The organism is Enterobacter sp. UPMP2060 (assembly GCF_053709655.1).
Window position 1 is genome coordinate 1 of sequence record NZ_JBSKJQ010000008.1, and the last position, 12,230, is coordinate 12,230.

Annotated in this window: 15 protein-coding genes; 2 read left to right on the top strand and 13 right to left on the bottom strand. The window is 54.2% G+C overall.

Features of this window, described 5'->3' with window-relative positions; translation table 11 throughout:
- The 9 genes from ACWKXN_RS15810 to fkpA form a co-directional block, all read right to left on the bottom strand.
- The coding region (locus ACWKXN_RS15810) for a GTP-binding protein (RefSeq protein ID WP_001336758.1) at window positions 1-110 on the bottom strand (110 nt) is incomplete at its 3' end.
- A 69-nt stretch (window positions 111-179) separates the two neighbouring features.
- Entirely contained in the window at window positions 180-2,294 is a 2,115-nt protein-coding gene (fusA, locus tag ACWKXN_RS15815) for an elongation factor G (protein WP_033146789.1), read from the bottom strand.
- A 96-nt stretch (window positions 2,295-2,390) separates the two neighbouring features.
- On the bottom strand, window positions 2,391-2,861 hold the full coding sequence (gene rpsG, locus ACWKXN_RS15820; protein WP_004106370.1) for a 30S ribosomal protein S7: 471 nt from the start codon (window positions 2,859-2,861) through the stop codon (window positions 2,391-2,393).
- Window positions 2,862-2,957: 96 nt separating this feature from the next.
- Window positions 2,958-3,332, bottom strand: coding sequence for a 30S ribosomal protein S12 (gene rpsL / locus ACWKXN_RS15825; protein ID WP_000246815.1), 375 nt, complete (start codon window positions 3,330-3,332; stop codon window positions 2,958-2,960).
- Window positions 3,333-3,456: 124 nt separating this feature from the next.
- Complete coding sequence (tusB, locus tag ACWKXN_RS15830; protein ID WP_032662326.1) at window positions 3,457-3,744, bottom strand: sulfurtransferase complex subunit TusB; 288 nt, start codon at window positions 3,742-3,744, stop codon at window positions 3,457-3,459.
- Window positions 3,745-3,751: 7 nt separating this feature from the next.
- Window positions 3,752-4,111 (bottom strand): sulfurtransferase complex subunit TusC, encoded by a 360-nt coding sequence (gene tusC, locus ACWKXN_RS15835; protein WP_047646851.1) that lies wholly within the window; start codon window positions 4,109-4,111, stop codon window positions 3,752-3,754.
- A complete protein-coding gene (tusD, locus tag ACWKXN_RS15840) occupies window positions 4,111-4,497 on the bottom strand; it encodes a sulfurtransferase complex subunit TusD (protein WP_033146792.1) in 387 nt (128 codons plus the stop codon). The genes tusC and tusD overlap by 1 nt, the downstream gene beginning before the upstream one ends.
- Entirely contained in the window at window positions 4,497-5,219 is a 723-nt protein-coding gene (locus tag ACWKXN_RS15845) for a helix-turn-helix transcriptional regulator (protein ID WP_014171909.1), read from the bottom strand. The genes tusD and ACWKXN_RS15845 overlap by 1 nt, the downstream gene beginning before the upstream one ends.
- 165 nt (window positions 5,220-5,384) lie before the next feature.
- The gene (fkpA, locus tag ACWKXN_RS15850; protein ID WP_023309460.1) at window positions 5,385-6,203 is read right to left on the bottom strand and encodes an FKBP-type peptidyl-prolyl cis-trans isomerase; all 819 of its coding nucleotides are present in this window, start codon (window positions 6,201-6,203) and stop codon (window positions 5,385-5,387) included.
- Window positions 6,204-6,441: 238 nt separating this feature from the next.
- On the opposite strand from fkpA, the gene ACWKXN_RS15855 reads away from it, so the two are divergent.
- Window positions 6,442-6,660 carry a protein SlyX gene (locus ACWKXN_RS15855; protein WP_023309461.1) on the top strand — a complete coding sequence of 73 codons (219 nt, stop codon included), beginning with the start codon at window positions 6,442-6,444 and terminating at the stop codon, window positions 6,658-6,660.
- A 197-nt stretch (window positions 6,661-6,857) separates the two neighbouring features.
- Here ACWKXN_RS15855 and slyD read toward each other — a convergent pair whose 3' ends face one another.
- The 4 genes from slyD to kefG form a co-directional block, all read right to left on the bottom strand.
- On the bottom strand, window positions 6,858-7,448 hold the full coding sequence (gene slyD / locus ACWKXN_RS15860; protein WP_014833521.1) for a peptidylprolyl isomerase: 591 nt from the start codon (window positions 7,446-7,448) through the stop codon (window positions 6,858-6,860).
- Between the two features lie 94 nt (window positions 7,449-7,542).
- Window positions 7,543-7,743: a YheV family putative zinc ribbon protein gene (locus ACWKXN_RS15865; RefSeq protein ID WP_033146793.1), complete on the bottom strand. Its 201-nt coding sequence runs from the start codon at window positions 7,741-7,743 to the stop codon at window positions 7,543-7,545.
- Window positions 7,744-7,756: 13 nt separating this feature from the next.
- Entirely contained in the window at window positions 7,757-9,562 is a 1,806-nt protein-coding gene (kefB, locus tag ACWKXN_RS15870; protein ID WP_047059788.1) for a glutathione-regulated potassium-efflux system protein KefB, read from the bottom strand.
- Window positions 9,562-10,113 carry a glutathione-regulated potassium-efflux system ancillary protein KefG gene (kefG, locus tag ACWKXN_RS15875; RefSeq protein WP_014885493.1) on the bottom strand — a complete coding sequence of 184 codons (552 nt, stop codon included), beginning with the start codon at window positions 10,111-10,113 and terminating at the stop codon, window positions 9,562-9,564. Before kefG ends, kefB begins: the two co-directional genes overlap by 1 nt.
- Before the next feature lie 138 nt (window positions 10,114-10,251).
- On the opposite strand from kefG, the gene ACWKXN_RS15880 reads away from it, so the two are divergent.
- Entirely contained in the window at window positions 10,252-12,156 is a 1,905-nt protein-coding gene (locus ACWKXN_RS15880) for an ABC transporter ATP-binding protein (RefSeq protein ID WP_033146795.1), read from the top strand.
- Window positions 12,157-12,230 lie beyond the last annotated feature (74 nt).

Below are 12,230 nucleotides of genomic sequence, written 5' to 3' on the forward strand. Positions count from 1 at the left end.
GCCAGAACGGTAGTGATTGCAGCAGTCAGGGTAGTTTTACCATGGTCAACGTGGCCGATAGTACCAACGTTGACGTGCGGTTTTGTACGTTCAAATTTTTCTTTAGACACGGCTATATTCCTTACTATAGTGCTCTCCCCTGTGGAGAGAGCACGGGACTTAGGTTTTAATCCTGTGGATTACTTACCACGGGCTTCAATAACGGCCTGAGCAACGTTGTTAGGCGCATCATCATACTTCAGGAATTCCATGGTGTATGATGCACGACCTTTGGTCAGAGAACGCAGCTGAGTTGCATATCCGAACATTTCAGACAGCGGAACTTCAGCGTGGATCTTAACGCCAGTTACTTCGGATTCCTGACCACGCAGCATACCGCGACGACGGCTCAAGTCACCGATAACGTCACCGGTGTTCTCTTCAGGAGTTTCTACTTCAACCTTCATGATTGGCTCAAGCAGAACTGGTTTTGCTTTCTTAAAGCCTTCTTTAAAGGCAATAGACGCAGCCAGTTTAAACGCCAGTTCAGAGGAGTCAACGTCGTGGTAAGAACCGAAGTGCAGACGAACACCCATGTCAACAACCGGATAGCCAGCCAGAGGGCCCGCTTTCAGCTGTTCCTGGATGCCTTTATCAACAGCTGGGATGTATTCGCCAGGAATTACACCGCCTTTGATGTCGTTGATGAACTCGTAACCTTTCGGGTTAGAGCCCGGCTCCAGTGGGTACATGTCGATCACAACGTGACCGTACTGACCGCGACCACCAGACTGCTTAGCGTGTTTACCTTCAACATCGGTAACTTTCGCGCGAATCGCTTCGCGGTAAGCAACCTGAGGTTTCCCCACGTTCGCTTCAACGTTGAATTCACGCTTCATACGGTCAACGATGATGTCCAGGTGCAGTTCACCCATACCAGCGATGATGGTCTGGTTAGATTCTTCATCAGTCCATACGCGGAATGATGGGTCTTCTTTCGCCAGACGGCCCAGAGCCAGACCCATTTTTTCCTGGTCAGCTTTGGTTTTTGGTTCAACTGCGATGGAGATTACCGGCTCAGGGAATTCCATACGCTCCAGAATGATCGGGTGATCCGGGTCACACAGGGTGTCACCAGTGGTCACGTCTTTCAGACCGATAGCTGCAGCGATGTCGCCCGCACGAACTTCTTTGATCTCTTCACGTTTGTTAGCGTGCATCTGTACGATACGGCCAAAACGTTCACGCGCCGCTTTCACGGAGTTCAGGATGGTGTCACCGGAGTTAACCACACCAGAGTAAACGCGGAAGAAGGTCAGGTTACCCACGAATGGGTCGGTAGCAATTTTGAACGCCAGTGCAGAGAATGGCTCTTCGTCGCTTGCGTGACGCTCAGCCGGAGTATCTTTACCGTCGTCCAGGATGCCGTTGATCGCAGGAACGTCAACTGGGGATGGCAGGTAGTCAACTACCGCATCCAGCATCGCCTGAACACCTTTGTTCTTGAACGCAGAACCACAGGTTACCAGGATGATTTCGTTGTTCAGAACGCGCTGACGCAGAGCTTTTTTGATCTCTTCTTCAGTCAGTTCTTCACCACCCAGGTATTTCTCCATCAGCTCTTCAGAAGCTTCAGCAGCGGATTCGATCAGGTTCTGGTGCCATTCGTCAGCCAGGTCCTGCATTGCAGCTGGGATATCTTCGTATTCGAAGGTAACGCCCTGGTCTGCATCGTTCCAGTTGATTGCTTTCATTTTCACCAGGTCGATAACGCCGGTGAAGCCTTCTTCAGCACCAATTGCCAGCTGCAGCGGAACAGGGTTCGCGCCCAGACGGGTTTTGATCTGGCCAACAACTTTCAGGAAGTTAGCACCCATACGGTCCATTTTGTTAACGAACGCGATGCGTGGAACTTTATATTTGTTCGCCTGACGCCATACGGTTTCAGACTGTGGCTGAACACCACCAACTGCGCAATAAACCATTACCGCGCCGTCAAGAACACGCATGGAACGTTCTACTTCGATGGTGAAGTCAACGTGCCCTGGGGTGTCGATGATGTTTACGCGATGCGGTTCGTACTGCTTAGCCATACCTGACCAGAATGCAGTAGTCGCTGCGGAGGTGATAGTGATACCACGCTCCTGCTCCTGTTCCATCCAGTCCATGGTGGCTGCGCCGTCATGAACTTCACCGATTTTATGGTTTACACCGGTGTAGAACAGAATACGTTCGGTAGTAGTGGTTTTACCGGCGTCGATGTGCGCACTGATACCGATGTTACGGTAGCGTGCGATGGGTGTTGTACGAGCCATTTGATTCCTCGTTTATATCTTTAGGCGTTCAGTTAAGTTACCCAGAGCGGGCGGCTTCTCTGAAGCGCCCGCCTGGTGACTAATACTCCGAAGGGATTACCAACGGTAGTGTGCGAACGCCTTGTTGGCTTCTGCCATACGGTGAACGTCTTCACGTTTCTTAACTGCAGTACCTTTGTTGTCTGCAGCATCAGAAAGTTCGTTCGCCAGACGCAGAGCCATGGATTTATCACCGCGTTTACGAGCAGCTTCAACGATCCAACGCATTGCCAGAGCATTACGACGAACCGGACGAACTTCAACTGGAACCTGATAAGTAGAACCACCAACGCGGCGGGACTTAACTTCTACGGTTGGGCGAACGTTGTCGAGAGCGACTTCGAAAGCTTCCAGTTCATTTTTACCAGAACGCTGAGCCAGGGTCTCAAGCGCGCTGTATACGATTGCTTCTGCAGTAGATTTTTTACCATCTACCATCAGGATATTTACAAATTTTGCCAGCAGTTCTGATCCGAATTTCGGATCTGGAAGAATTTTACGCTGACCAATAACGCGACGACGTGGCATGGGAATACTCCGTTGTTAATTCAGGATTGTCCAAAACTCAAAGAGTTTAGTTTGACATTAAGATAAATCAGTTTGGCCTTACTTAACGGAGAACCATTAAGCCTTAGGACGCTTCACGCCGTACTTGGAGCGAGCCTGCTTACGGTCTTTAACACCTGAGCAGTCGAGCGCACCACGAACGGTGTGGTAACGAACACCCGGAAGGTCTTTAACACGACCGCCACGGATCAGGATCACGGAGTGCTCCTGCAGGTTGTGACCTTCACCACCGATGTAGGAAGTCACTTCGAAACCGTTAGTCAAACGCACACGGCATACTTTACGCAGTGCGGAGTTTGGTTTTTTAGGAGTGGTGGTATATACACGAGTACATACGCCACGTTTCTGCGGGCAGGCTTCCAGCGCAGGCACGTTGCTCTTTGCAACTTTGCGTGCGCGTGGTTTGCGTACCAGCTGGTTAACTGTTGCCATTAAATAGCTCCTGGTTTTAGCTTTTGCTTCGTAAACACGTAATAAAACGACCTCATACAATATGAGGACGCGAAATTTTAGGGCTACGTCGAAAAGGTGTCAAGAAATATACAGCGATCGCAAATCACCAGTTCATTTGACTGGCGTGTGTCACAGTAAGATTGACGAAATCAGTATAGCCAACCACGTCAATTTTGGCTGAAATTTGACCAGAAAGACCCCGCGCATCCAGATCTTCCTTCAGCGCAGAGACAGTTATGGGGGCATTCGTGAGAATTTCAACGAAACGACTGCCTTCCAGTGCGGCAAGCACGCCATCCTGAATCAGAAGCAGGTCATCACCTTCGCGCAGCATACTCAGTAACGCGTCGGTATCACATTGCCACGGTGAATGGCTCAGAGTATGGAGCATGTCAGCCTCAGAAAGTCAGAACGGTGTCGTAGTGGGAAAGGTGTTCGCGCAGTGCAGCAGAAGACAGGACGGTCACATCCAGCACGAAAGGCGTTGCCTCGTTTAAACCGCGCGCGGCCAGGGAGTCGGCACAGACATAGAAGGTTTCGATATCGTAAAGCGGTAACACTTTGAACGTTGCGATGTAATCACGCGCCAGAATGGCCTGAGGCTGTTGCCCCGCCAGAAGCTGAAATACGCCGTCGCCCAAAAAGAAGACACCGATATCTTCGGTCAATGCTGAGGTCGCGAGCAGCGCATCCAGCCCTTCTCTGCCGGACGCATTGCCGTGCGGCGCAGACGTAAAAACAAACGCGACACGCTTCATCAGAATTGCACCACTCTGTCGCAGGTTAATGCCGCCTGTGCCAGTGCACCCAGACCACTCAACGAAAAGCCGGGCTGCAGGTTAGAACCCGATAAACCAAGACGTGCGGCTTCGGTTGCATCGGTCACCCCGCGGCGCAGTGCCGCCGCCACGCAGATGTGCAGTTCTACGCCCTGCTTTTCGTTTAATGCCTGCCAGGCGCGCACCAGATCGAACTCATCGCTCGCCGGCGACGTAAACTGATTCGCGTTATACACCCCTTCCCGATAGAAGAAAACGCTCGCCAGCTCATGTCCGGCCGCCAGTAGCGCATGCGCAAACTGCAGCGCGCTGCTGGCCTGCTGAGTGCCGTACGCCGGGCCTGTCACCATTAACGCAAAACGCATTACTTGTCTTGTCCCTGGAAATCGCCGCTTTTGAACTGGCGAATATAGAGGTAGACCGTGTGCTTGGAGATGTTCAGACGATCGGCCACCTGGTTGATGGCGTCTTTAATATCAAAAATCCCTTTTTCATAAAGGTTGAGCACGATCTGACGATTCTTGGCGTTGTTCGAGACGTTGCGATCGGCATTCACCTCTTCAATCGTAAACTCAAGCGTCTGCGTCACCAGATCTTCAACGGAGGAGGCAAAGTTAACAGAGGAGCCAACGTCCGGCGTTTCAGGTGGAATAAAGGTGCTCATGATTTGCGAGAATGGCACATCAAGATTCATATTGATGCACAGCAGCCCAATAACACGATGCTCGCGGTTTCGAATCGCGATGGTTTCTGATTTCATCAGCACGCCGCTTTTAGCGCGGGTGAAATAGCATTTGGAGACGCTGCTGTCCGCGCCGGTCATGTCATGCAGCATACGCAATGCAAGGTCGGTAATTGGCGAACCAATTTTACGGCCAGTATGCTCACCATTCGCAATGCGGATGGCGGAACACTTCAGATCTTGCAGGGAGTGCAATACGATTTCGCAGTGGGAGCCAATGAGCATCGCTAACCCGTCCACTACCGCTTCGTAGGATTTCAGAATATCGAAGTCGGTCTGATCGAAAGGACGTTGATCCAGCAAATCAAGTTCACTGGTTTCGTTGGTTAAAAGCGACCTGGACATGAAAAAAACACTCCTTTTCAGGAGCCTGTCGTTAGGTTTTCAGGGCAGGCTCATTATCTACACGGACAACTAAATTAATACAGCGTGCGTAGCGCTTTCCAGTGTTAATTATATCTGCCCCACAATAAAAAAACCGCCGCCTGAAAGGCGGCGGTTTTTTCAACATTACTTCTTAGCAGCAGCGGCTTTATCGTCAGCCGGCGCGTCTGCTTTCGCATCCGCTTTCGGTGCTGGTTTGATGTCCAGCAGCTCTACGTCAAAGACCAGCGTAGAGTTAGCAGGGATACCCGGAACGCCGGTTTTGCCATAGGCCAGATCCGGTGGGATAACCATCTTGATCTTGCCGCCTTTCTTGATGTTTTTCAGGCCTTCAGTCCAGCCAGGGATCACACCATCCAGACGGAAGGAGAGCGGCTCACCGCGGGTGTAAGAGTTATCGAACTCTTTACCGTCGATCAGCGTACCTTTGTAGTTCACAACAACGGTGTCGCTGTCTTTAGGCGCATCGCCGGTGCCTTCTTTCTCAACTTTGTACACCAGGCCGGTAGAAGAGGTTTTCACACCCTTCTCTTTGGCAAAAGTATCGCGGTAGGCTTTGCCTTTCGCTTCGTTGTCTTTAGCGTCCGCATCCATCTTGGTCTGCGCGGCACCCTTCACGCGCGCTTCGAACGCCTGCAGAGTCTGTTCAATTTCCTGGTCAGACAGCTTGCTCTTATCTGCAAATGCGTCCTGAACGCCCGCGATCAGCTGAGCTTTATCCAGTTTGATGCCCAGTTTCTCTTGTTCTTTCAGAGAGTTTTCCATGTAACGACCCAGAGATGCGCCCAGTGCATAGGCAGATTTCTGGTCGTCATTTTTGAACGCCGCTTTGCTGTCTGCAGTGGCAGCAGGCTTCGCAGCAGTATCAGCAGCGAATGACAGCGGCGCGTTCAGCGCAACAGCCATCGTCGTCGCCAGCAGCGTTACTTTAAACAGTGATTTCATCCATATCTCCAGGGCCTGGGGACTCTCACCCCAGCGTTAAACGTAAATGAGTTACGTACTATAAAACGTTGCGGAAGAAATCTACAGACAGACACTTCCAATTCTCGCCACTTTTCAGACTATTTTTGTTTAAATAAGTTTCCTGCCAAAGGGATGCAGACTGTACTTAAGGATAAACTCAGTTAAACTGCGCCGCCGCAGGGCCATTATGGCGAATCTGAAATAAACGAGGTGAATGATGAAGGATACAGCAATAGAAGCGAGAATGGCTGAGCTGGAAAGCCGCCTGGCTTTTCAGGACATCACCATCGAAGAGCTAAACCAGACCGTGACCGCACATGAGCTCGAAATGGCAAAACTGCGGGATCATATGCGCCTGCTGACGGAAAAGCTGAAGGCCACGCAGCCGTCAAACATTGCCTCTCAGTCAGAAGAGACGCCACCTCCTCATTATTGAGGCGTAAAAAAAGCGGGATTATCCCGCTTTTTTTGTGCCCGGTGGCGCGAAGCTTACCGGGCCAACATACCAAATACCCTATGGATTTCGAGTCGCAGGAAGGCGGCAAGCTTGAAAATCCCCGGGAGCATAGATAACTATGTGACCGGGGTTTGAAAGCGCAGCCAACGCACCTGCGGCTTGAAAGACGACGGGTATTAGTGGCAACCGCAGCCGCCGTTACCGCAACCACCTTTACCGTGGTCATGACCATGGTCGTGATCGTGGCCGTGACCACCGCAGCAGCCGTCGTGGCCGTGATCGTGGTCATGGTCGTGACCGTGCGCACCGTGAACGTGGCCATGAGCCAGCTCTTCTTCGGTCGCTTCACGGATCGCAACAACTTCTACGTTGAACTTCAGGTTCTGGCCAGCCAGCATGTGGTTGCCGTCAACCACGACGTGGTCATCTTCCACTTCGGTGATTTCAACAGGAACCGGGCCCTGGTCAGTTTCAGCCAGGAAGCGCATGCCAACCTGCAGTTCGTCAACGCCCATGAACACGTCTTTAGGAACGCGCTGAACCAGGTTGTCGTCATACTGACCGTAAGCGTCGTTCGCGCCTACGGCAACGTCAAATTTGTCGCCAACTTCATGACCTTCCAGCGCGTTTTCCAGGCCGGAAATCAGGGAACCGTGACCATGCAGGTAGTCAAGCGGCGCACTCACCGGAGACTCATCAACCAACACACCGTCTTCTGTACGTACCTGATAGGCCAAGCTGACCACCAGGTCTTTTGCTACTTTCATGATATCTCCTGAGCGTGGGAAAATTGCTGGCGCAGATTGTAGCGGAAATCTGCACCCGTGTACCCTTTAGCTTAAAAAAACTCAGGGCATATCGCTAGTCCGGATGAAAAATCCCGATAACTTGCTCTTCTTTGCGAACGTGATCGCGGGCCTCTTTATCGGCCTCACGCATCTGGTGACCGCACTTAACACACTCAACAACATCAACATTATTTTCCCGCCACATCGCCAGGGTATCTTGCGCCTGGCAGGTCGGGCATTTGGCACCCGCGATAAAGCGTTTACGTACAGCCATCTTTCGTTACCCTTTATTCAAATTCATCCCAGCCATCAAGCTGGCGTCGTTCCTGTTGCATCTCTCGCTGGAAGATCTCCTCCAGCTCGCGACGCGCTTCCCGCACGCGGGAGATCTGCGCCGTATCGGTATGTACCGGCATCAGCTCGCGCAACATCCGCATATCCAGCCGGCGGAAGTGCATCTGGGCGCGCTGCGCCTGATGCGGATGCATGCCAAGCGAGATCAGCGCCTTACGGCCCAGCTCCAGCGCACTGGAGAACGTCTCACGGGAGAAGTGTTTCACACCCGCCTGCAACAATTCGTGAGCTTCAACACGTCCCCGCGCGCGCGCCAGAATATGCAGATGCGGGAAATGCTGCTGGCACAGATCCACCAGCTTCATCGTGTCTTCCGGATCGTTACAGGTAATCACGATGGACTCTGCCGCTTCCGCCCCCGCCGAGCGCAGCAGCTCGAGCTGGGTCGCATCGCCGTAGTAAACCTTGTAGCCATATTTACGCATCAGGTTGACCGCGCTGATATCCCGCTCCAGTACCGTAATGCGCATTTTGTTCGCCATCAGCAGGCGTCCAATCACCTGTCCAAAACGGCCAAAGCCCACCACAATCACCTGCGGCTTATCGTCTTCCACCCACGGCGCTTCGTCTTCATCGTCATTTGGGTTCAGGCGACGCGACAGCAGTTTATCCACCAGCTTCATCAGCAGCGGCGTGGTCATCATAGACAGCGTGACCGTCACCAGCAAAAGCGCCATCTGATCGTCTTTAAACAGCTTCTGGGAGGATGCGGTCGAGAACAGCACAAACGCGAACTCGCCTCCCTGGCTTAACACGCTGGCAAACTGCATGCGTTCCGAACTGCGCAGCCCGTAGATACGTGACATGACGTACAGCACCAGCATCTTCACCGCCACCAGGATGGCGACGCTCACTACTACCCACAGCAGATGGGTATAGAGCACGCCAAGGTTGAGCGCCATCCCCACAGAAATAAAGAACAGGCCTAGCAGCAGCCCTTTGAAGGGATCGATGGCAATTTCCAGCTCGTGCCGATACTCGCTCTCCGCCAGCAGCACCCCGGCGATGAAGGTCCCGAGCGCCATCGACAGACCAAGCGCGTCCATAAACAACGCCGATCCCAGCACCAGCAGCAGCGTCGCGGCGGTAAACACCTCGCGAACGCCCGACGCGGCAATAAAGCGGAACACGGGACGTAGCAGGAAACGACCGCCAATCAGCATGCCCGCGAAGGCCAGCACCTTCATGGCGATTTTAGCCCAGTCGAAGTGATCGTCCCCGGACCCCGCCAGCAGCGGCACCAGCGCCAGCGCCGGGATCACCGCCAAATCCTGGAACAGCAGCACCGAAAAGCCCAGCTGACCGGCTTCGTTGCGATTCATCCCTTTGTCGCGCATCAGCTGCAGCGCCATCGCCGTCGACGACATCGCAAGGCCTATCCCGCCAATCACCGCCGCCTGCCATGAAAAGTTTGTCAGCATTAACAGGCCACCCAGGATCGCGGCGCTGAACAACACCTGCGCGGCGCCCACGCCAAAGATAGAGCGTCGGAGCTGCCACAATTTCGAAGGATTCAGCTCCAGGCCGATGATGAACATCAGGAACACCACGCCCAGCTCGGAGAAATGGAGGATCTCATCTACATCGCTGATGAATCCCAGCCCCCAGGGGCCAATCGCGATCCCCGCCAGCAGATACCCCAGCACCGCACCGATACCAATGCGTGCAGCAAGCGGCACCGCGACGACGGCCGCAAATAAAAACAGCACCCCGGCGAGGAGTAAATTCGATCCTTCCATTAACGACCTCCTGCCGGGATAGGTGACGCCAGCCATTCACCGTAGGCTCTGGCGTGGCTTGCCAGCTCTTTCGGATCCTGACGCCGCGCCCAGTAGACAATAATCGGGCTCATCCAGTGCATACGGCACATCGCCGCCGTCAGCTCGAATGGCCTGAGGATATCGCTCATCGGATAGCGGTTCAGCCCGTCGTGACGGTAAGCGCTTTCGGGTTCACCGGTCGTAATCACGCTACGCCAGTACTTTCCCGCCAGCTGGTTGCCCCCCACCCCGCTGGAGAAGCCCCGGCTCAGCACGCGGTCCAGCCACTCTTTCAGCAGCGCCGGACAGCTGTAGGTATAAAGCGGATGCTGGAACACAATCACGTCATGCTGACGCAGCAGCTCCTGCTCGTAAGGGATATCAATAAAGAAATCAGGATAGTGCGCGTAGAGATCGTGCACCGTTACGTTACTAAGCTGTGTGGCCGGCTTAAGCAGCACCCGGTTTGCCACCGAGTCCTGAGATTCCGGATGGGCATATAGCAGCAGCACTTTTGCTGTCTGAGACATCATTCCCCTCCCGGTCTTGTTTCTGTTTTTGTGTATCGTCGCTGTTTTGGGCTACCATGGCGGCCCGGTGCGGAAAATGGCCCACACCTTACATTATCATAATGACAAATTAACATAGTCGGAACATACGGCGCTTCTATGATTGTTTTCTCCTCGTTACAAATTCGTCGCGGCGTGCGCGTCCTGCTGGATAACGCCACTGCTACCATCAACCCGGGCCAAAAAGTGGGTCTGGTCGGCAAAAACGGCTGCGGTAAATCCACCCTGCTGGCGCTGCTGAAAAACGAGATTAGCGCGGATGGCGGTAACTTTACCTTCCCGGGGAACTGGCAGCTCGCCTGGGTAAACCAGGAGACGCCTGCGCTGAGCGAACCGGCACTCGACTATGTTATCGACGGCGACCGTGAATACCGCAAGCTGGAAGCGGAACTTCATTCTGCTAACGAGCGCAACGACGGTCACGCCATCGCCACCGTTCACGGCAAGCTGGACGCCATCGATGCGTGGACCATTCGCTCCCGCGCCTCCAGCCTGCTGCACGGCCTGGGCTTCAGCAACGAACAGCTGGAACGTCCGGTCAGCGACTTCTCCGGCGGCTGGCGTATGCGCCTCAACCTGGCGCAGGCGCTGATCTGCCGCTCTGACCTGCTGTTGCTCGACGAACCGACCAACCACCTCGATCTCGATGCGGTTATTTGGCTGGAGAAGTGGCTCAAGAGCTATCAGGGCACTCTGATTCTGATCTCCCACGACCGCGACTTCCTTGACCCGGTGGTGGATAAAATTATTCATATCGAACAGCAAACGATGTTCGAGTACACCGGCAACTACAGCTCCTTCGAGCGCCAGCGCGCGACGCGTCTCGCCCAGCAGCAGTCCATGTACGAAAGCCAGCAGCAGCGCGTGGCGCATCTGCAGAGCTTCGTGGATCGCTTTAAGGCCAAAGCCTCAAAAGCCAAGCAGGCCCAGAGCCGCATCAAGATGCTGGAACGCATGGAGATGATCGCCCCGGCGCACGTGGATAACCCGTTCCACTTCAGCTTCCGCGAGCCGGAAAGCCTGCCTAACCCGCTGCTGAAAATGGAAAAAGTCAGCGCTGGCTATGCCGACCGCATTATTCTCGACTCCATCAAGCTCAACCTGGTGCCGGGTTCCCGCATTGGCCTGCTGGGGCGTAACGGCGCCGGTAAATCGACGCTGATCAAACTGCTGGCGGGCGAGCTTAACCCGGTCAGCGGCGAAATCGGCCTGGCGAAGGGCATCAAACTGGGTTACTTCGCCCAGCATCAGCTGGAATTTTTACGCGCGGATGAATCGCCGATTCAGCACCTCGCGCGTCTTGCGCCGCAGGAGATGGAGCAGAAGCTGCGCGACTATCTCGGCGGCTTCGGCTTCCAGGGCGATAAGGTGACTGAAAACACCGAGCGCTTCTCCGGCGGCGAAAAGGCCCGCCTGGTGCTGGCGCTGATCGTCTGGCAGCGCCCGAACCTGCTGCTGCTCGATGAACCGACCAACCACCTGGATCTCGACATGCGTCAGGCGCTGACCGAAGCGCTGATTGAGTTCGAAGGCGCGCTGGTGGTGGTTTCGCACGACCGTCACCTGATCCGCTCCACCACGGACGATCTCTATTTAGTGCACGGCGGCAAAGTCGAACCGTTCGACGGCGATCTGGAAGACTATCAGCAGTGGCTGACGGACGTGCAGAAGCAGGAAAACCAGCCGGAAGAGTCAGCAAAAGACAACGCCAACAGCGCGCAGGCGCGTAAAGATCAGAAGCGCCGTGAAGCGGAGCTGCGCACCCAGACGCAGCCCCTGCGTAAAGAGATTACCCGTCTCGAAAAAGAGATGGAAAAACTCAACGCCACGCTGGCTATCGTTGAAGAGAAGCTCGGCGATAGCGGCCTGTATGACCAGAGCCGCAAGGCTGAGCTGACCGACTGCCTGCAAACCCAGGCGAAGACCAAATCCAGTCTCGAAGAGTGCGAGATGGCGTGGCTCGACGCGCAGGAACAGCTGGAAGCGATGCTGCAGGCTGACTGACTTATTTACCCCGTTTGAAGAGCAGAATCCGTACCGGGTTCGGAAATCCAGCTTAAACGGGGTACAATTCGGAA

Bases quoted from the DNA above. Each gene is read 5' to 3' on its own strand.
- fusA (WP_033146789.1), bottom strand. From the start codon at position 2,294: ATGGCTCGTACAACACCCATCGCACGCTACCGTAACATCGGTATCAGT.
- rpsG (WP_004106370.1), bottom strand. From the start codon at position 2,861: ATGCCACGTCGTCGCGTTATTGGTCAGCGTAAAATTCTTCCAGATCCG.
- rpsL (WP_000246815.1), bottom strand. From the start codon at position 3,332: ATGGCAACAGTTAACCAGCTGGTACGCAAACCACGCGCACGCAAAGTT.
- tusB (WP_032662326.1), bottom strand. From the start codon at position 3,744: ATGCTCCATACTCTGAGCCATTCACCGTGGCAATGTGATACCGACGCG.
- tusC (WP_047646851.1), bottom strand. From the start codon at position 4,111: ATGAAGCGTGTCGCGTTTGTTTTTACGTCTGCGCCGCACGGCAATGCG.
- tusD (WP_033146792.1), bottom strand. From the start codon at position 4,497: ATGCGTTTTGCGTTAATGGTGACAGGCCCGGCGTACGGCACTCAGCAG.
- ACWKXN_RS15845 (WP_014171909.1), bottom strand. From the start codon at position 5,219: ATGTCCAGGTCGCTTTTAACCAACGAAACCAGTGAACTTGATTTGCTG.
- fkpA (WP_023309460.1), bottom strand. From the start codon at position 6,203: ATGAAATCACTGTTTAAAGTAACGCTGCTGGCGACGACGATGGCTGTT.
- ACWKXN_RS15855 (WP_023309461.1), top strand. From the start codon at position 6,442: ATGAAGGATACAGCAATAGAAGCGAGAATGGCTGAGCTGGAAAGCCGC.
- slyD (WP_014833521.1), bottom strand. From the start codon at position 7,448: ATGAAAGTAGCAAAAGACCTGGTGGTCAGCTTGGCCTATCAGGTACGT.
- ACWKXN_RS15865 (WP_033146793.1), bottom strand. From the start codon at position 7,743: ATGGCTGTACGTAAACGCTTTATCGCGGGTGCCAAATGCCCGACCTGC.
- kefB (WP_047059788.1), bottom strand. From the start codon at position 9,562: ATGGAAGGATCGAATTTACTCCTCGCCGGGGTGCTGTTTTTATTTGCG.
- kefG (WP_014885493.1), bottom strand. From the start codon at position 10,113: ATGTCTCAGACAGCAAAAGTGCTGCTGCTATATGCCCATCCGGAATCT.
- ACWKXN_RS15880 (WP_033146795.1), top strand. From the start codon at position 10,252: ATGATTGTTTTCTCCTCGTTACAAATTCGTCGCGGCGTGCGCGTCCTG.